The organism is Sphingomonas sp. UYAg733, assembly GCF_054057355.1.
In genome coordinates this window covers 177,281-195,117 of the sequence record NZ_JBSRZE010000002.1, presented here as the reverse complement: position 1 = coordinate 195,117, position 17,837 = coordinate 177,281, and the positions used below count along the sequence as shown (strand labels likewise).

Genomic DNA, 17,837 nt, shown 5'->3' with positions numbered 1-17,837 from the left:
GTCGGAGCGATCAGCGGTTGTCCCATCGAGTATCGCCGGTGTCGTTGCTCGGCGAACGTTCGCTTAATGCTTGACCTGAAGGCGTTGATGTTCCTATCCTGTTCGCGTTGGCTCTAGCAGGAAGCGCGGCTGGCGGGATCACCGTCGAGAGCGAGCGAACCTGCTACGCCGAGGCGACGGCGCAAGTCGTCACCCCGATTGGGCGGCAAGGGCCGAAAGGTACCGCTGCTGAGTTCAGCGCTCGCTTGCCTGATGTACCTATGAGAGCCGGAACCTTTACCGTTAGGGGGACCTGTCGAACGGCTACTCGCTTTAGTTACACAGGGAGGTGGGAGGGCCGCGCGGCATTTCGCCTCTTGCCTAACGCCTTAAAAACGTTACGCTTTCCGGGAGGAGACCATAATGCGCGAACCATGCAAAAACGTGCCAACCCGGCACGGGTCGGCCAGCGGCGCTTCACGGCAATTCTGGTCGGACTGGCTCTAGCAGGAAGCGCGGCTGGCGGGATCACCGTCGAGTGCGAGCGAACCTGCTACGGCGAGGCGACGGCGCAAGTCGTCACCCCGATTGGGCGGCAAGGGCCGAAAGGTACCGCTGCTGAGTTCAGCGCTCCGTCAGGTGGGTGAGGTGAATCGACAGGACCCCAGAGACGCTTGGCTTCAGAATTAATCAAAGCGGTTCGAAGCCTGCGCAACCTTGAAGGCGCATGGAGCGTGATTCAGCGAAACGGTCGTGCGTCTAAATCCGAAGATGTGCGCCTGGAGCTGGAAGCTTTTGCCGAAGATGCTCCGACCAACTTGAGGTCGCTTAAGGGCCGACTGGCGCGCGGGTCGTTCAAATTTGCGCCTGCTAAAGGCGTGCCGATACCCAAACTAGACGAGAAGGGTAAGAAGACCGGAAAGTTTCGGCCTATCGTTCTTGCTCCTGTGGAAAGCCGCATTGTTCAGCGCGCGATCCTGAATGTGTTGCTCGAAGTTACAGCGCTCAAGCCCTTCATCCAAACCCCCTACAGCTTTGGCGGCATTAGGGGCGTGCGCGGCTCGCAAAATGATAAGGTCGCGCGATCTGACTCACTTTCCGCTGCTCCCGCTGCGATCCGAGCCGTGCTTGACGAAATTGGTAATGGCGCACGGTTTGTGGCGAGCGCAGACATCAGGTCTTTTTTCACGCGGATTTCGAAGGATGCCGTGACCAAGATTGTGGCGTCTGCGGTCAACGACGATGAGCTAGTGGCGCTGTTTCGCGAAGCGATCGATGTCGAGCTTTCCAACATGGCTCAGCTTCGAGACAAAGCAGTCGATTTTCCGATCGAGGACATCGGGGTTGCGCAGGGCAACTCACTTTCACCTCTGCTTGGAAACATCATTCTCGCCGACTTCGACCGGGTAATGAACGACGGTGATTGTAAATGCGTGCGCTACATCGATGATTTCATAATCCTCGCGCCTTCGAAAAAGGCAGCTTCAGCAAGGCTTCGGAAGGCTGCTGACCTTCTTGAGGTGCTGAGGATGGAACTGTCGCCTGAAAAAACTTCCAAGGGTGGTGCCTCAATCGACGATGGATTCGATTTTCTCGGTATCAACCTTTGTCCCGGCGCGGTCCGGCCGGGCTCGAAGGCGCAAGCAAAAATTCTGCGCTCCGTTCAATCTGCTTTCGACGAAAGCCTGAAAATGATGCGCGGCATTCAGCACGGGCAGCCTTTTGAGCGAACCAATTCGCTATCCAGCACGCTAAAGCGGGTGGACGGAATGATTGACGGATGGGGAAAGCATTATTGGTTCTGCAATGACCGTCAAACTTTCGACAACCTCGATCAAAAAATCAGCAAGTGCATTCGTCGTTATCTGGGAGAGTATAGCGCCGCTCGAGCCGATACCGCAGTTACGAGCCATCAGCGAATGTTAGGAATCTCGGAATTGCGGCATATTCCTCGTGAACCTTTTGCCTATCCGAAGCTCGGATCGCTCAACAAACGCGAGGTGTGAAAACCGAGATGCCTCTCGACAAACCGGCCGTTCGTATCTTGACCTCAACCTACTGGTCTTCCCTCGGTTGGAAGCGGGAACCGGCTGTCTCTGATGAGGATTTCGCTTACGCCCAGGCGCATGGCGTGATGTTTGACCCGATTTCGCTTTCCCACGATGAAGCGATCGATGCCGCGATAAGCGCTGCCGCCGCATTGAAACCGATAGATGTGGTCAATGCGTTCGTGGGTAGCCTCAGTTCGAGAGAATTAGATGTGCGGTCTGCGCTAGGAAGCTATGCAGTTGCGCGTCATATACGTCAGCATGCGGCAAGGCCTTCAGCGACGAGTAAGATGTGCTCATATTGCGGGCTGTACGCCCGAACCGACGTTGATCTCAACGCCTTGAACTTCGAGCGCGTGAAGTGGGGTGGCGTCCGTCACGATCAGCCGACGTATATCGCGTTTGATCTTGGCACACTGCGCAATCGGGATGTGCCCCGAACTGAATCCGGCGACTACGCGATCCTGCGAGCGATCCTCGATGCGGCTAGGTCATTGCCGCCAAAGGCCCGTCTTGGGGACCTCGACAAGGCTTTGGTCAAAGTGCTGCCGTCGAACAGCGCTGAGCGGCGCACACTCATCGGAATCCTCGGCTACGCTGGTGTTCTGGTCGATCGCAAAAGGCCGGATTTCCGGCGAGATTTTGTCCCGGTCGTCGAAAGAGAAGGAACACCGTGGCACACGGACGATTGGCCTTATCCGGTTCAGTGGTGGAACGCATCTCACGGCGTGAATCAATCGGCCATCAATGATTGGTTTCCAAACATCGGAGCCGATTGATTTCGCGCAGCGCTCTCAATCTCACAATGTCAGATATTGGCCGCTAGGCGATGCGGGACCAACCACCTGCGCGGCCCATAGCCAACTTCTTCTTTTCTAGGTCGGTCAACTGATAGGCACTGCCTTCATCGCCTGTCTGGCTTCAAGGTGGCATTCAGCCTCAAGTGTTGAGCAATCGACTCCACCGATGCCATAGCCGGCTCGCGGACGGATATTTCGGCACCTCACCCTGCATGCTCAAACGAGGGTTATCTCGGCCTGCCGGCGTTAGACTAATCAGGGTGGCGGCTTCATGCTGAGCAAGCGCCGCTCCCGTAGGCGTCTCCCAACATCTGCTCCTCGACTGGGCCCCGGCCTTCGCCGGGGAAGGCGAGTTAGAGTGTCATGGGTGGGGCGATCACTCGGGGATCGTGCCCTCATCGGCAATGCCGGCCTGGAACGACTTGGACGAATCCGTGCCGTCGGCCTGATGGGCCTTTTTGCCTGGCGTGGCTTTCGCCCTGGCCTTCGCGTCGGGGGTGCTGCCGCGCAAGGTCAGCAGCGCGGCGGTGGCCGCGGCGCCGATGCCGCTGATAATCGCCGCGATGGTCCATTTCCTGGCCGGCGATGCCTTGGATACGACCTGGCGCGCCTTGCCGAGTGTCGTCACGGCGGCGTTGCGTGATGGCGTCTTGGCCGTTGTCGCGCGGGGACGGGCCGGCGCCTTGGGTTTGGCGGCGGGCTTGGCTGCCGTCTTGGGCGCAGTCTTCGCCACAGGCTTTGCTGCGGTTTTAGCTGGAGCCTTGGCCCTGGTCACCGCGGGTTTGGCCGCACTTGCCTTTGGCTCGGCCGGGGCAGCGGCCGCGCTGGGCGCGCCACTCGTCGCGGCGGGCGCGATGTTCGGCTTGCGCGCAGCGGCGGGCTTGCGGGTGCTGGCGGGCTTGCGGCGCGGCGCGGGCTTCTTGGGAGGCGTGGCCATGGCGAATTCCTGAGTCGTTGAGCTTGCGTAACGCATGAACAGGCGTTGGTTTCCTTTTCGCGAAACGCCTTAACGGAAAGGCGGCTCGTTGAACGCGCGGAGCTTGCGGCTGTGCAGCTTGGCGCCTTCGCGGCGCAGCTCCTCGCAGGTCTCGATCCCGATGCGCATATGTTCGCTGATCGCGCGTTCGTAGAAGCGGTTGGCCTGGCCGGGCAGCTTCAGTTCGCCATGGAGCGGCTTGTCCGAGACGCAAAGCAACGTGCCATAGGGCACGCGGAAGCGGTAACCCTGCGCCGCGATGGTCGCCGATTCCATGTCGATGCCGACCGCGCGCGAGAGCGAGAAGCGCAACGCCGATTTGGAGTAGCGCAATTCCCAGTTGCGATCGTCAGTGGTGACGATCGTGCCGGTGCGCAGGCGGCGCTTCAATTCCTCGCCCGACTGGCCGGAGATGGTTTCCGCCGCACGCGCCATTGCGACCTGCACTTCGGCGATCGCGGGGACGGGGATTTCCGGCGGCAGGACTTCATCGAGGACGTGATCGTCGCGCAGATAGGCATGCGCCAGGACATAGTCGCCGATCCGCTGACTGGGGCGCAGGCCACCGCAATGGCCGATCATCAGCCAAGCCTCTGGCCGCATCACAGCGAGATGGTCGCAGATCGTCTTGGCATTGGACGGGCCGACGCCGATATTGACCAGGGTGATGCCGGTGCCGTCATCCGCCATCAGGTGATAAGCCGGCATCTGGTGCCGCCGCCACGCGCTGTCGGTGACGATCTTGTCGGCGTCATCGCCGGCATGGATCATTACGCCGCCGGCACCCGACAGGCCGGTGTAGCGACTGCCTTCACCGAGCTGCGACGCGGCCCAGCGCACGAATTCATCGACATAGCGATGATAGTTGGTGAACAGGATGTAGCGCTGGACATGTTCGACCGGCGTGCCGGTGTAATGGCGCAGCCGCGCGAGCGAAAAATCGGTGCGCAGCCCATCGAACAAGGCGAGCGGGCGAACTTCGTCGGGAGCGGCGTAAAGCCCGTCGGCGATCTCATCACCGATATAGGCGAGTTCGGTGGCCGGGAAATGTCGCGCCAGATCCAGCGCCGACACTTCGTCCAGGCTCATCGCATGGCCGGGATCGAGCACATAGGGGAAGGGGATTTCCTGCCGTCCCGCGACCGCTTCGACCTCGACGTCGTAATCCTCGATCAACAGGGTGAGCTGTTCGATCAGATAATCGGCGAAGATCGCCGGTTTGGTGACGCTGATCTTGTATTCGCCCGGCGTGACCAAGCGGCCGAACGAGCGGATCGGCGCGGGACGATCATCCGCGCCGAGATAGCGCAAGCGAATTTCGGGATAAGCGAAGGAGCCATCGGTCCGGCTTGCCGGATCGGGCGTCGTGCGGTCGGTGAGATAAGCGGTGAGGGCGTCCTGCAGCCGCTTTACCGAAGCGGTATAAAGCCGATCGAGCTCAGCGACGATCGATGAAGCAATGGGCGAGGAGGCATTTGGGATGGATGCACGTGTCATCTGCTGTCGCTAAGGCAGCTTCGTTACGCTGGCAAGTCATGGGGCAAGTCATCGGGGCCATAGCGCCGCGTCAGTCATGCTCCCCTCCCTCGCCGAGAGAGGGGAGAGAGGCGGATCAAGCCTTGTCGTCTTCCAGCAATTTGCTGATTCCGAACGCGGCGCCAGCCACCGCTGCGGCGGCGCCGGTGGCAATCGCTGCCGCCGCGACCGGGTTTTCCTTGGCCGCCTCGACCGTCGATTCGAATGCCGAGCCGACCGCTTCGATGGTCGAGTCGACGGCCGATCCGACCGCTGCGCGTGCCTGATCCAAGAACGACTTCTCGCCGGCAGCTTCCTTGGCGGAGTCGACGATCGCATTGCCTGCGTCCTGGGTGGTGTCGCTCATCGCAAATTCCCTTCTGGTTATCCGTATGAACAACCCCGCCCCGCGCAACTCGTTCCATGCCCGAAAGCAGTTGGACGCGCAGGCGGGGCGGCTGAAGGTGTTAGAACGCTGAAGATATTAGAGTTCGCCGAGCAGATGTTCGGCCGAGCTGACGTTGAATTCGCCGGGTGCTTCGACGTTGAGCTGCTCGACCACGCCATCGTTGACGATCATCGAATAGCGCTGGCTGCGCTCACCCATGCCGAACTTCGATCCATCGAAGGTCAGGCCGACCGCCTTGGCGAAATCGGCATTGCCGTCGGCCAGCATGGTGATGTCACCCGCATCGCTGGCCTTGCCCCAGGCGCCCATCACGAACGCGTCGTTGACCGATGTGAAGGCGATCTCATCCACGCCCTTGGCCTTGATCTCGCTCGCCTTGTCGACGAAGCCGGGCAAATGGCGGGCCGAACAGGTCGGCGTGAAGGCACCGGGCACCGCGACCACGGCGACCCGGCGGCCCTTGAAATATTCGTCCGAGCTGACCTGATCGGGGCCGCTCGCGGTGGCCTTGGTGAGCGTGAGACTGGGGACGCGATCGCCGACGCTGATGGTCATTGCTGATTCTCCTGATGGCCGCCGATGCGGCGCTAGATAGCCGCTTGAGCGGGTGGGCCCTAACTCGTGCGGCTTCGCCCAAATTTCAAGCATTGGGATTTCAAGCGTTGGCTAGATCGGTCACGGGCGGCTATGGGCGAAGCGATGGAAAGCGCAGCATATCTCACCGGACAATTTCTTCTCGCCATGCCCGGGATCGGCGACCCGCGGTTCGAACATGCGGTGATCGCGATCTGTGCGCATGACGGGGCGGGGGCGATCGGCATCGGGCTTGGCGCGACGATCGGCGGGCTCGGGCTGCATACCGTGCTCGAACAATTCAAGATCGATCCGGGCGATGCGCCCGACGCGCCGGTCCATTTCGGCGGCCCGGTCGAACCGCGGCGCGGTTTCGTGATCCATTCCAAGGATTGGGGCGGCCAGGATACGATCGATGTCGCCGGACGCTGGGCATTGAGCGGCACGATCGACGTGCTGCGCGCGATCGCTTCGGGCAAGGGACCGAGCCGCTGGGTCGTGGCATTGGGGTATGCCGGATGGGGCGAGGGGCAGCTTGACGAAGAGATGACGCGCCCCGGCTGGTTCAACGTACCGGGCGATCTGGAGCTGCTCTACGAAACGCCGGCCGAGACGCGATGGGAACGTGGCTTTGCCGAGGCGGGGGTCGATACGCGCTTGCTGACGAGCGGCGCGGGCACGGCGTGAAGGAGCGGGTCGTCGCCGCCTCGATGCGCCTCAGCCCATTTCGAACCAACCTTGAGCCTCACTGCCAGATGCTGAGCCGGTCGACCGCTCGCCGAAAGCCGGCTGCCATCGACCGCGTGCGTGCCCTGAGCAGGACGCGTCGTCCTTTGGCACTGCGCAGATAGACCAGCTTTCCCGCACCGACGTGGCGGATCCAGCGTTGCGCGAAGAATGCGGCGGTCTCCTTATGCTGGCCGAGAGCGGTCGGCACGGCATGGTAGTCGATCCTGAGCCAGCGGCCGAGCGGCGAACTGCGCGTGAGCAGGTAGCGCGGGTTGCGCACCGGCCCGAGAATTTCCTCGATCGATTCGAGGATCAGGCGTTCCTCCGCTCGCGTCGCGCCTTCGACATGGACGAGGGACTTGCCCATCGCACTGTCTCGCGCCTCGACCCGGATCGAGTCGGGATCGCTGGTGATCAGGCCGGCATAAGCGAGCGAATCGATGACGACCCGGCCGACTTGCATGATGCTGCCCTCAAGCGTGCCGTTGCGCACGAGCAGGTAGAGTGCCTTGCCCAGCTTCGGCAGTGCGTAAAGCAAGGTCAGACCGAAGAAGATCATTGCCGCGACGCCCCAGTTCGGCGGCAAGCCACGACCGCGCAGCGCATTGGCGGCCGAAAACAACCCGCCAAGCACGCCGCTGATGGCGAGATAGTGCAGCGTGTCGGCGAGCGGCAGCAGCCGGGGCGTGTGATTGACGCGGGTGATCTGCCGCATCCTTGGCCGGATGGTGGTCCCGTCGAGCGCCGAACGCCAGCGCGCTGCCAGGCTTGCCCGCTCGCCTGACCGGAGCAATGTGTCCTCATTCAAGGCTCCAATCGCTTCGGCATTCCAGTCGCGCCCGGCCAGACCGAGCCGTCCAAGGCCGTTTTCGATCCGCACCGATCCGGTTTCGCTGATGCCCTCGAATGCCCGGAAACGGCGCTTCAGCATTTCCATATCGGCACCGAGCGGGCGGCCAATGGGATCCGACGGATCGACCGCCGTGAGCCAGCCCAGTCCTTTGGCCAGGGCATTGCCAAGCGATTCCGGCACGACCGTCGCGAGGTGCCAGATATTGGCGGCCTTGTCGGGGCGCTGCGGATCGGTGCGGATCGCACGGCCGCGCATCTGGTTGGAGAGCATGTACGACCCGACATAATTGGCCAGCACCAGCGTGTTGACGGTTGGCGCATCCCAGCCTTCGCCGAGCAGCGCCTGAGTGCCGACCAGCAGGGTCACCTCGCCCTGATTGAACAGCGCCGTGATGAGCTGGACGATGCGGTGGCCGCTTTCGCCGCCGATCTCGATGCGGGCATAACGCGGGTCATGGCCGAGCGGTACGGTGCGCAGATGATCCCGGGCGATAGCGATTTCCCGCGCATTCTGTTCCAGGGCGTCCAGTGCTTCGACCGGCACGATCACCAGCGAACCGGTCAGCACGCCGAGCCGCGCCGCGCCGATTTCCTGGCGCCTCAGGGCTTCGAAAATCGGTACGACGCCGAGTTTGACCGGCAGAAACGGGACGTCGGCGCGGCGTGGCATGTCCCCGGCACGGACATGATCGGCCAGCACGACCATGCGCAGATCATCGCCCAGCGCCGCAACCTCGCACCGCGCGATCTCGATCACGCTGCCGAGCTTGGCGATGCTGCCGGCGACGGTCGAATGAAGTTCGTCCTGATCGACCAGGCGCACCCGGCGCCCTTCGATCGCGCCGAGTTGCCGCAGGTCGGCCTTCATCGTCGTCAGCCGGGTCTTTCCATCCTCGGCCAGATGAGGGTCGGCGAACAACAGCCCGGTGAGCAGGATTTCCAGCCAGCCAAGCGACATGGCCGGCATATCGCTCCTGCTCGCGCCGAGCAGGCGAAGCGCATCGCGGGGCGGTGGTGCGTCCGCGGAAAAAGCGAAGATCAACATCGAGGAGAAGAATTCGGGTGCCGCCAGAATCTCTTCTTCATAATGGGCGGTGAGCGTCAGATAGGGATGGGCGAGGATGAGATCGCGCACGCCCGGATCGCTGAGCAGCGCCGTCACGAATGCATAGAGACCGTCGCGCCGCGCCGCGAGCAGCACGTTTTCCGCACCTGTCGGCCGCGATACATGAACATGATCCTGATGCGGGCACAGATCGCCATTGCGGACCAGTTCGGGCACCGGGATTTCGGCGTCGACCGGGCCGCACAAGGTTTCGTAGCGGATCCATTCGGCATATTCGACGTCATAGGGCGGCGTGGCGGTCAGCGACACGAGCCGGGCCTCGGGCAATGCCTCATATAGCGTGCTGAGCGCGCGCCACCATTCGCGCCGCAAATGATGCGCTTCGTCGAGTATGATCGTCGTCGGGCCCAGCACCCGGTAATAGGCAAGCAATGTCTCGATCCGCGCCGGGTCGGCGTCCGCCGCTTCTTGTTCGACCGTAGCGTCTTCGATGATTTCCGGCTCGATCCGGTCGGCGGCCTCGCCCAGCGCGGCATAAAGCGCCTGATAGGTGAGGATCGTGACCAACGCTGGCGCGGCGAGCGAGGTCGATATCCAGCCGGGCTGATCATGCGGCGCCGGCAGGAACATCCTGCACAAGCGGTCGACCCATTGGTTGCGCACCGCGATCGTCGGCGCGAGGATCAGCGCGGGCTGGCCGATCCGGCGCAGCACTTCGAGCCCGAGCACGGTCTTGCCCGACCCCGGCGCCGCGACGACGTGCAGCTTCCCATCGGCAAGATGCGCGTCGAGGTCGGTCAGGACCTGGTGTTGATAATCGCGCCAGCGCCCTTGAAACGCCATTTCCGATATCATGTTTTCACCATTGCTCCGGCGGGAGGCGGTGAAGTGCCTTAGTTCGCGAGGCATCGCAATCACCCCAGTCAGGGTGATCCCATGTCGAGGCTGAATCGAAGCTGGGGAGATCACATAAAGATATCTTTATATTTGATTTGGCCGCCGTCACGCTCTATGTGCGCGCCATCCAAACGCTTTTACCGGAGACTTTCTCGTGGCCACCGCACCTGCCATCGAAACCAACGACTATGTCGTCAAGGATATCAGCCTCGCCGATTTCGGCCGCGCCGAGATCAACATCGCCGAGACCGAGATGCCCGGCCTGATGTCGCTGCGCAGCGAGTTCGGCCCGTCGCAGCCGCTCAAGGGCGCGCGCATCACCGGTTCGCTGCACATGACGATCCAGACCGCAGTGCTGATCGAGACGCTGACCGCGCTTGGCGCCGATGTGCGCTGGGCGACCTGCAACATCTTCTCGACTCAGGACCATGCCGCCGCTGCGATCGCCGCGACCGGTGTGCCGGTGTTCGCGATCAAGGGCGAGAGCCTGGCCGATTATTGGGACTATGTCGGCGACATCTTCAACTGGGGCGCCGACACCGATGGCACCACCGCCAACATCATCCTCGACGATGGCGGCGACGCGACGATGTTCGCGCTGTGGGGCGCGAAGCTCGAAGCCGGCCACACGCTGGGCGAGCCGGAGAATGAAGAGGAAGTCGAATTCCAGCGCGCGCTGAAGGCGTATGTCGCGAAATATCCGGGTTACCTGACCGAGACGGTGAAGAATTTGAAGGGCGTTTCGGAAGAAACCACGACCGGCGTGCACCGCCTGTACGAGATCGCCAAGAAGGGCGAGCTGCCGTTCCCGGCGATCAACGTCAACGACAGCGTGACCAAGTCGAAGTTCGACAATCTTTATGGCTGCAAGGAATCGCTGGTCGATGCGATCCGTCGCGCGACCGACGTGATGCTTGCCGGCAAGGTCGCTTGCGTCGCCGGCTTCGGTGACGTCGGCAAGGGCTCGGCCCAGTCGCTCCGCAATGGCGGCGCGCGTGTGATGGTCACCGAAGTCGATCCGATCTGCGCGCTGCAGGCGGCGATGGAGGGCTTCGAAGTCGTGACGATGGAAGAGGCCGTGACCCGCGCCGACATCTTCTGCACCGCGACCGGCAATGCCGACGTGATCACCGCCGATCACATGAAGGCAATGAAGCCGATGGCGATCGTCTGCAACATCGGTCACTTCGACAGCGAAATCCAGATCGCGGCGCTGTCGAACTATGAGTGGACCGAAGTGAAGCCGGGCACCGATCTGGTGAAGTTCCCCGACGGCAAGCAGATCATCATCCTCGCCAGGGGCCGCCTGGTGAACCTCGGCTGCGCGACGGGCCATCCGTCGTTCGTGATGTCGGCCAGCTTCACCAACCAGACGCTGGCGCAGATCGAACTTTGGACCGCTGGCGAGAAGTACGGCAACGACGTGTACGTCCTGCCCAAGCATCTCGACGAGAAGGTCGCGGCGCTGCATCTCGAAAAGCTCGGCGTACATCTGTCGAAGCTGACTCCGAAGCAGGCCGGTTATATCGGCGTGCCGGTCGAGGGTCCGTTCAAGCCGGATCATTATCGGTATTGAGCGACGATCTCCTGGAATAGCGAAGGCCGCGCCTGCTTTTGAACAGCAGGTGCGGCCTTTTCATTGTGGCCCCTTCGCAACACCTTGGGCAAAACTGTTGCCCGGGGATTGCAATAACCTTTTGGATGTTCTGCTGTGTGTCGTCCGGGGGGCGGAAGTAGAATTTCAAAAGGGGTCTTTCATGTCTGTCACTCTTTCCCGGCATCGCGCAGCATTCGGCATCACAGCCTCGCTATTTGCCCTGTCGTGCGCTAGCATAGCCATGCCAGCGATCGCACAAACCGTTTTGCCTGATTCACAGACGCCGGCCACGACTCCCGAGACATTGGCGGAACCCGACATCGCCACCGATATCGTCGTTACGGGCTCACGCATCCTTCGACCTGAGCTCTCGTTTCCTAACCCTATCGAGGTCATCACGGCAAAGAACATTGAAGAATCGGGTGATACGAACCTGATCGACGCGCTGCTAGATTCTCCGGCTCTTGTCGGTTCTTTGTCCAGCGAGAGAAACTCCGGGTCGAATGCTGGCTTTCAATCGGTCGGATTAAATCTACTTGACTTGCGTAATCTCGGAACGGCTCGGACGCTGGTACTCGTTAATGGTCGGCGCCACGTAAACGCTTTTCCCGGTGAAAACTCGGTTGATGTCAATACCATCCCAGTCGACCTTATCGAAAGCGTCGATATTCTTACCGGCGGCGTCTCCGCGATTTACGGCGCCGACGGTGTCTCCGGTGTGGTCAACTTCAAGCTCCTACGTAATTTCGAGGGGCTGAAAGCGCGCGGGCAGATTGGCATCTCTGAACAGGGAGATGCGGGAAACAAGTTCGGTTCGATCGTCGCGGGCAAGAATTTCGCCGATGGCCGGGGCAATATCGCGCTCGCTTACGAGTATAGTTCGTCCGATAGGTTTAGTCAGCGGCAAAGGTCCTACACAGGGGATCCCGCGCGTCGTTACGAATTGCTGCGCGATCCGCAGGACTTCCCGGACGATCCCAACGTTGCCGATCGGCGGCTGTTTAATTATGTCGGCTGGGCAGACAGCGCTCCAAATGGAGCGGTCGACGTCGATCTTGATGGCATTCCGGATTTCGAAGGCGGCGGTCGGATATATGATGGGGGCCAGTTCCTCTCGGGTTCCGGTGGTCGGGCAATCAATGGTTCATCTAATACGCCGACTGCAGGGTATTTTGGTGACTTTGCTCCCCAGCTGGAGCGTCACAATGTAAACCTGCTGACCAGTTTCGAAATCAGCCCGGCGATCCGCTTCTTTGCGGAAGCAAAATATGTAAAAACTCGCGCGCTTACCGAATCCCAGCCTTCTTTCGACTTCGGTACCTATTTAACGCCCGATAACTTCTACCTCAATCGTCAGTTCGGGGCGTTGGCGCCAGATGGCGCTTTGGTAAATCGCGATAATTTTGATTTTGGGATCAGCCGCCAAAAGGCCGATCGCGAGACCATCCGGTCGGTTGTCGGGTTCGATGGCGAATTGAGCAGCGGCGAAGGTAGCGGCAATTTCCGTTACGAACTGTCATACGTTTACGGGCGGGCAAGTTCGGTTGTTACCGACGAGAACACTCGTGTCACGGACCGCTATTTCGCTGCCATCGACGCGGTGCGGGATCCGGTTACAGGTAACGCGACGTGTCGCATCAACCTGCCCGGCGAGTCGATCATTGATTCCAATAACTATGCGGGCGTTCAAGTCATAGGCGGTGTGCCGGTTACCGGAGCGCCGCTATCGTTTAGCCCGGGTCAATGCCAGCCACTTAACATTCTGGGCTCGGGCGTTTCGTCGCAAGCCGCAATCGATTGGGTCTATGTCGATAGCATCACCCGGGCGCGCAGCGAACAGCATGTCGTTTCCGGCTCTATTTCCGGCGATCTGAGTTTTCTGTTTTCGCTGCCAGGTGGGCCGATCGGCTTCGCGGTCGGTGGTGAATATCGCAAGGAGTCCACCCGATCTACGCCGTCCGAGTTCCAGGCGGCAGGATTTTTCGACGGCGGGTCCGCCATCATTTCAAGCGGCGGTGGGTATGATGTAAAGGAGGTTTTCGGCGAGATAAACGTGCCGTTGTTGAAGGATCTTCCGTTCGCGAAGAACCTTTCATTTGGCGGGGCTGCGCGATTCTCGGATTATTCGACTATTGGTTCAACATTCACGTGGAAACTCGATGGAAGCTATTCACCCGTCAGCGACATCACCTTCCGCGGTTCTTATTCGCAGGCTGTTCGCGCTCCCAACATTACCGAACTGTTTAGCCCACTTCAGGGAACCTTCCAGTTCCTCGATGACCCGTGCGATCCGGTCAACTTGCCGGAAGGGACACAATACCGCGAAGCAAACTGTCGTGCCGCACTGACTGCCGCCGGTCTCACCCCCGCGCAGATTGCAAACTTCAGCCCGTCAACCGACGCCGAGCAAAGTACGAGTCAGCCGGGTCTAACCGGTGGCAATCCCAACTTGACAGAAGAAACCGCCAAGACATGGACGGCGGGTCTTGTGCTCCGCCCAAGCTTTATCCCGGGGCTTTCGATCACCGCCGACTGGTATGACATCAACATCAAGAATGCGATTAATACGCCAGACGTGAACGAGCTGTTCAAGCTGTGTGTCGATCAACCCAGCCTAGACAACGTGTTTTGTAATAACTTCAGCCGGGCATCCGGCACCGGATTCATCAATACCTTTATCGTCCAAGCGCAAAACGTCGCGCAATTTACGACTGCAGGGCTCGAAGTCTCGATTGGATATCGTTTCAAACCAGCCATCGATATCGGGACATTCAATTTCCGCTTGAGCGGAAACTATTTGGACGACCTGACGTTTTACGCGACGGCGGGCGGTGTTCCTGAGCAGCAGCGCAACCGCATGTATCAGCCCAGATATGTTGGTAATCTGGACCTTGGCTGGAGCAGGGGGCCGATCTCGATCAACTACGGTCTCGGATGGCAGGGTAAGACCCAGCGCTTCACCGACCAACAGCTGCGGGGTAACCCAGATATATCTGATTCAAAATACTTCTTGTACAAGGAGCGCTGGGAGCACGATATCCGCTTCGCTATCAATACGAATGACCGGTTCACTTTCTACGGCGGCGTAAATAATTTCACCAACCAGCAGCCCGATGTCGCGGCACTCGCTGGTTACCCGGTGAGCGCGGTCGGCAGGTACTTCTATTTTGGCGCTAAGATTTCGCTCGACCGGCTATTTTGATCGCTATCTCCGGGTGATAATTCGATCTGGATATTTGTGAAGTATCTTCGTGCACGGCGTGCTCGATACCGGATTGAGTAAATGGAGAAAAAAAGGCTCCGGCATTTGCCGGGGCCTTTTTCGTTATCGACGGCCCTGCACGAACACGGCATTGAATGTCGTGCCGTGATCCTCACGGTAAGGGAGCCAGCGCACGATGCGCCGAACGGGCGACACATGAGCGAGATATCGACGATGGCCACCGCAATCGCCGGCGTGGTGCTTGCTTTGCTCGTCATCGGTGCGGGTGCGCTCCTCTATCGCGGTATCCGCGCGCAACGTGAGGCCGTCACGACGACGCTCGCCAACGCGCGTCTTGAAGCATTGCTCGCCGCCGCTCCCGCGCTCGCCATGGTCGTCCGCACGGACGGCCGTCTCGAACTCTCCGACCGGCTTACAGACTGGTTTGGCCTGTCTTCGCCGCCGCGCTATCTCGCCGATCTGGCGGGTGGCAAAGCGGGGCTCATCGCCGAAGACTCCGCCGCGCTGGCGGCGGATGTCGCCGCCTCGCAAAAGGCCGGCCGGCCGTTTCGACGTGCGGTCAAGGCGCAAGGGTCGTCACGGACCTTGATGATCCACGGCTTGCGCGCGCCGCGTGACTTGCAGGCGCCGGGCGGCGTCGTGCTGTGGGTATTCGATGCGACCGAAAGCCAGGCTGAGATCGAACGCCTGAGCGAGGATGGCGTCGGCGCGCGCGCCGCGTTCGACGCGCTCACCGGGTTGATTGAGGCGGCGCCATTGCCGATGTGGTACCGCGGCGCCGACCTGCGGCTGGCGATGGTCAATTCATCTTATGTCGAGGCGGTCGAAGGCGCGGATGCCGAGGATGTCGTGCGCCGCGGAGTCGAACTGGTCGAAGGATCGGGCATTGGCGGCCCGCTGGCCAGCGCGGTGCTGGCACGCGATACCGACAGGCCGCAGATGCAGGCGATGCCCGCGACCATCCGCGGCGCGCGGCGCATGTTGCGCGTCTATGACGTGCCGTTGCCGACCGGCGGCGTCGCCGGCTTCGCGGTCGATATCGAGGAACTCGAACAGGCGCGCAGCGGGATCAAGCGGTTCGGGGACGCGCAGCGCGCGATGCTCGACCGGCTGTCGGCGGGGGTCGTGCAATTCGCCGCCGACCGCACCCTGGTCTTCTACAACCAGCCGTTTCGCCGCCTTTTTGCGATGCGCAGCGAATGGCTGTCCGACCGCCCCGAATTCGACCGCGTGCTGGAGCGGATGCGCGAGGCCAATCGCCTGCCCGAAGTGCGCGACTTCCCGGGCTGGAAGGCGGAACGGCGCGACTGGTTCGTCGCGACCGGCGGTGCGATCGAGGAGAATTGGCATTTGCCGGGCGGCGTGCATTTGCGCGTCGTCGCGCAGCCGCTGCCCGATGGGGGATTGTTGCTGATCTTCGAGGACCGCACCGAACAGGTCCAATTGGCCAGCGCTCGCGACACGCTGCTGCGCGTGCGTACCGCGACCTTCGACAATCTCTACGAAGCACTTGGCGTGTTCGCGGCGGACGGGCGACTGCAGATCTGGAATAACAAATTCCGTGCGCTCTGGGGCTTTGATGAGGAATTCCTCTCGACCCATCCGCGGGTCGATGTGCTGGCCGAAGCGGCGGCCGGCAAGCTGTCCAATCCGGCGCGTGCTCAGCTGATCGCCGACCTGGTGCGGGCGGCGACGGTCGAGCGGCAACAGCGTGCCGGGCGCGTGGCCTTTGCCGATGGCCGGCATTTCGAGTTTGCCGCGGTGCCGCTGCCCGATGGCAACGGCCTGTTCACGATGCTCGACATCTCCGACAGCCGCCGGATCGAACGCGCACTGCGGGATCGCAACGAAGCGCTCGAGGCGGCCGACCAGGTGAAGACCGCGTTCGTCGCCAATATGAGCTATGAACTGCGCACCCCGCTGACCTCGATCAGCGGGTTCGCAGAAATGCTGAGCGAAGGTTATGCCGGCAAGCTGAGCAAGGCGGCCGATGGTTATGTCGAGGCGATCCTGGAGTCGGTCCAGCGGCTCGGCACATTGGTCGATGAGGTGCTCGACCTGACGCAGAATGATGGCAAGGCTGCCGCGCTGGAAATGCTCGAGGTCGATCTGGAACAGACCGCACGGGCGGCGGCGGATGCGGTGGCGTCGCTGGGCAGGCGCAAGAAACTCGATTTCGCGATCGAGGTCATGCCATCGGTCGGCAGTACCAAGGGTGATGCCGAGCGTTTGCGCCAGATGATCGAGCATTTGCTGCGCCATGCGATCGGCGGCACGCCGGAAGGCGGGCGCATCCTGCTCCATACCGATGGTACGGCGGCGGCGGCGCGGATCATCGTGTCCGATGACGGCGCGGGGATGAGCGTCGAGGCGGTCAAGCATGCATTCGACCGTTTTGCGCAACCCGGTACCACGCGCGGCGGCGAGCGGGCGCTTGGGCTCGGACTGCCGCTCGCGAAGCAGTTCGTCGAGGCGCATGGCGGAACGATCTCGCTTGTGTCCAAGCCGGGGCAGGGGACCTTCATCACGGTCGAACTACCGCGGCGCTGAACATTGCGTGCACTGAACAATGCGCATATCATATGTGCATCTTTAGGAGCCAAGAGATGCCCAGACCCAGCGTTCGCGAAACGAGAGCCGCGTTTCGTCGAGCGACCAATGTGTCGCTCGATTCCTCATTAATCGACGATGCGAAGGAACTCGGCATCAATATATCGCGCGCCTGCGAACAAGGCCTTGAAAATCAAGTGGCGGAAGAACGCGCCCGGCGGTGGCTTGAAGAAAATCGTGCAGCACTCCGGGCATCGAACGAATGGATAGAGAAAAACGGTCTGCCGCTTGAAAAATTCCGTCTTTTCTGATGGCTCGGTTCGATGTGCATCATTTACCGGGTGGTGGCGGGTTCTTGCTGGATTGCCAGACGGATTATCTGGATGATCTGGAAACCAGATTGACGGTGCCACTCATCCGACGCGGCGATGCGCCGCCGCCGGCTCGCCGGTTGAATCCGGTATTCGATGTCGAAGGCGAGGCGGTGGTGATGATGACGCAATATGCCGCGGCAATCCGGTCGAGCCATCTTGGTCCGCGCGTCACCTCCCTGGCCGACCAACAGGATGCGATCATGGCCGCCATCGATATGCTGCTGAGCGGGTACTGACCGTGCCCGACTT

The 17,837-nt window shown here is 61.2% G+C and carries 14 protein-coding genes; 9 read left to right on the top strand and 5 right to left on the bottom strand.

Annotated features, from left to right (window positions below; genetic code table 11):
* The first annotated feature begins 413 nt into the window (after window positions 1-413).
* From ACVWZA_RS05930 to ACVWZA_RS05920, 3 genes are read left to right on the top strand one after another with little or no spacing between them, the layout of a single operon-like run.
* The gene (locus ACVWZA_RS05930) at window positions 414-626 is read left to right on the top strand and encodes a hypothetical protein (RefSeq protein ID WP_457310247.1); all 213 of its coding nucleotides are present in this window, start codon (window positions 414-416) and stop codon (window positions 624-626) included.
* A 27-nt stretch (window positions 627-653) separates the two neighbouring features.
* Entirely contained in the window at window positions 654-1,985 is a 1,332-nt protein-coding gene (locus tag ACVWZA_RS05925; protein WP_457310246.1) for a reverse transcriptase domain-containing protein, read from the top strand.
* A gap of 8 nt (window positions 1,986-1,993) precedes the next feature.
* On the top strand, window positions 1,994-2,806 hold the full coding sequence (locus ACVWZA_RS05920) for a hypothetical protein (protein WP_457310245.1): 813 nt from the start codon (window positions 1,994-1,996) through the stop codon (window positions 2,804-2,806).
* 397 nt (window positions 2,807-3,203) lie between these two features.
* Here ACVWZA_RS05920 and ACVWZA_RS05915 read toward each other — a convergent pair whose 3' ends face one another.
* The 4 genes from ACVWZA_RS05915 to ACVWZA_RS05900 all read right to left on the bottom strand — a co-directional run bounded on the left by ACVWZA_RS05915 (window position 3,204) and on the right by ACVWZA_RS05900 (window position 6,282).
* Entirely contained in the window at window positions 3,204-3,764 is a 561-nt protein-coding gene (locus ACVWZA_RS05915) for a hypothetical protein (RefSeq protein ID WP_457310244.1), read from the bottom strand.
* Between the two features lie 69 nt (window positions 3,765-3,833).
* Complete coding sequence (locus ACVWZA_RS05910; RefSeq protein WP_457310243.1) at window positions 3,834-5,300, bottom strand: AMP nucleosidase; 1,467 nt, start codon at window positions 5,298-5,300, stop codon at window positions 3,834-3,836.
* A gap of 115 nt (window positions 5,301-5,415) precedes the next feature.
* On the bottom strand, window positions 5,416-5,685 hold the full coding sequence (locus tag ACVWZA_RS05905) for a hypothetical protein (protein ID WP_457310242.1): 270 nt from the start codon (window positions 5,683-5,685) through the stop codon (window positions 5,416-5,418).
* A gap of 117 nt (window positions 5,686-5,802) precedes the next feature.
* Entirely contained in the window at window positions 5,803-6,282 is a 480-nt protein-coding gene (locus ACVWZA_RS05900; protein ID WP_457310241.1) for a redoxin family protein, read from the bottom strand.
* Window positions 6,283-6,426: 144 nt separating this feature from the next.
* On the opposite strand from ACVWZA_RS05900, the gene ACVWZA_RS05895 reads away from it, so the two are divergent.
* Window positions 6,427-6,987 (top strand): YqgE/AlgH family protein, encoded by a 561-nt coding sequence (locus ACVWZA_RS05895; RefSeq protein WP_457310240.1) that lies wholly within the window; start codon window positions 6,427-6,429, stop codon window positions 6,985-6,987.
* Between the two features lie 58 nt (window positions 6,988-7,045).
* Here ACVWZA_RS05895 and ACVWZA_RS05890 read toward each other — a convergent pair whose 3' ends face one another.
* Entirely contained in the window at window positions 7,046-9,790 is a 2,745-nt protein-coding gene (locus ACVWZA_RS05890; RefSeq protein ID WP_457310239.1) for a DEAD/DEAH box helicase family protein, read from the bottom strand.
* Window positions 9,791-9,998: 208 nt separating this feature from the next.
* Here ACVWZA_RS05890 and ahcY point away from each other — a divergent pair, with 208 nt between their 5' ends.
* From ahcY to ACVWZA_RS05865, 5 genes are all read left to right on the top strand, one after another.
* The gene (gene ahcY, locus ACVWZA_RS05885) at window positions 9,999-11,420 is read left to right on the top strand and encodes an adenosylhomocysteinase (protein WP_457310238.1); all 1,422 of its coding nucleotides are present in this window, start codon (window positions 9,999-10,001) and stop codon (window positions 11,418-11,420) included.
* Between the two features lie 181 nt (window positions 11,421-11,601).
* Window positions 11,602-14,643: a TonB-dependent receptor plug domain-containing protein gene (locus ACVWZA_RS05880; RefSeq protein WP_457310237.1), complete on the top strand. Its 3,042-nt coding sequence runs from the start codon at window positions 11,602-11,604 to the stop codon at window positions 14,641-14,643.
* Window positions 14,644-14,859: 216 nt separating this feature from the next.
* The gene (locus ACVWZA_RS05875; protein WP_457310236.1) at window positions 14,860-17,214 is read left to right on the top strand and encodes a PAS-domain containing protein; all 2,355 of its coding nucleotides are present in this window, start codon (window positions 14,860-14,862) and stop codon (window positions 17,212-17,214) included.
* A gap of 56 nt (window positions 17,215-17,270) precedes the next feature.
* Window positions 17,271-17,525, top strand: a complete 255-nt coding sequence (locus ACVWZA_RS05870) for a type II toxin-antitoxin system CcdA family antitoxin (RefSeq protein ID WP_457310235.1) — start codon at window positions 17,271-17,273, stop codon at window positions 17,523-17,525.
* A complete protein-coding gene (locus ACVWZA_RS05865; protein WP_457310234.1) occupies window positions 17,525-17,824 on the top strand; it encodes a CcdB family protein in 300 nt (99 codons plus the stop codon). The genes ACVWZA_RS05870 and ACVWZA_RS05865 overlap by 1 nt, the downstream gene beginning before the upstream one ends.
* Window positions 17,825-17,837: the final 13 nt, after the last annotated feature.

Excerpts from the sequence above, each read along its gene's own strand:
- ACVWZA_RS05875 (WP_457310236.1), top strand. The coding sequence starts at position 14,860 with ATGAGCGAGATATCGACGATGGCCACCGCAATCGCCGGCGTGGTGCTT.
- ACVWZA_RS05865 (WP_457310234.1), top strand. The coding sequence starts at position 17,525 with ATGGCTCGGTTCGATGTGCATCATTTACCGGGTGGTGGCGGGTTCTTG.
- ACVWZA_RS05895 (WP_457310240.1), top strand. The coding sequence starts at position 6,427 with ATGGAAAGCGCAGCATATCTCACCGGACAATTTCTTCTCGCCATGCCC.
- ACVWZA_RS05905 (WP_457310242.1), bottom strand. The coding sequence starts at position 5,685 with ATGAGCGACACCACCCAGGACGCAGGCAATGCGATCGTCGACTCCGCC.
- ACVWZA_RS05900 (WP_457310241.1), bottom strand. The coding sequence starts at position 6,282 with ATGACCATCAGCGTCGGCGATCGCGTCCCCAGTCTCACGCTCACCAAG.
- ACVWZA_RS05930 (WP_457310247.1), top strand. The coding sequence starts at position 414 with ATGCAAAAACGTGCCAACCCGGCACGGGTCGGCCAGCGGCGCTTCACG.
- ACVWZA_RS05920 (WP_457310245.1), top strand. The coding sequence starts at position 1,994 with ATGCCTCTCGACAAACCGGCCGTTCGTATCTTGACCTCAACCTACTGG.
- ACVWZA_RS05915 (WP_457310244.1), bottom strand. The coding sequence starts at position 3,764 with ATGGCCACGCCTCCCAAGAAGCCCGCGCCGCGCCGCAAGCCCGCCAGC.
- ACVWZA_RS05880 (WP_457310237.1), top strand. The coding sequence starts at position 11,602 with ATGTCTGTCACTCTTTCCCGGCATCGCGCAGCATTCGGCATCACAGCC.
- ACVWZA_RS05890 (WP_457310239.1), bottom strand. The coding sequence starts at position 9,790 with ATGGCGTTTCAAGGGCGCTGGCGCGATTATCAACACCAGGTCCTGACC.
- ACVWZA_RS05910 (WP_457310243.1), bottom strand. The coding sequence starts at position 5,300 with ATGACACGTGCATCCATCCCAAATGCCTCCTCGCCCATTGCTTCATCG.
- ACVWZA_RS05870 (WP_457310235.1), top strand. The coding sequence starts at position 17,271 with ATGCCCAGACCCAGCGTTCGCGAAACGAGAGCCGCGTTTCGTCGAGCG.